The organism is Flavobacterium sp. YO12 (assembly GCF_004119495.1).
Classification (GTDB): domain Bacteria; phylum Bacteroidota; class Bacteroidia; order Flavobacteriales; family Flavobacteriaceae; genus Flavobacterium.
This window is the reverse complement of sequence record NZ_NRQU01000166.1, coordinates 1-255: the sequence shown is the minus strand read 5'-3', so window position 1 is coordinate 255 and position 255 is coordinate 1. Positions and strand designations below refer to the sequence as shown.

Below are 255 nucleotides of genomic sequence, written 5' to 3'. Positions count from 1 at the left end.
CAACAGGTGCAACCAGTTTTACTGGCGGAGCAGTAACCGTGTGTCAGAATGCGCCAAATGAAACGTATACTGCAACAGCATCCAACAGCACTTCCATTGTATATTCTGTATCACCTCCAGCAGCGGGTACTATAGATCCTAATACAGGAGTTATGAACTGGGACGCTGCTTTCAGCGGAACGGCAACCATAACAGCGACTTCTACTGGTTTATGCGGCACCACAACAGCGGATAGAGTAGTAACGGTGAATCCTT

General features: G+C 47.8%; 1 protein-coding gene. It reads left to right on the top strand.

From position 1 onward, the window contains the following. On the top strand, window positions 1-255 hold a 255-nt coding region (locus BOW55_RS21000; RefSeq protein WP_164975099.1), incomplete at both ends, for a hypothetical protein.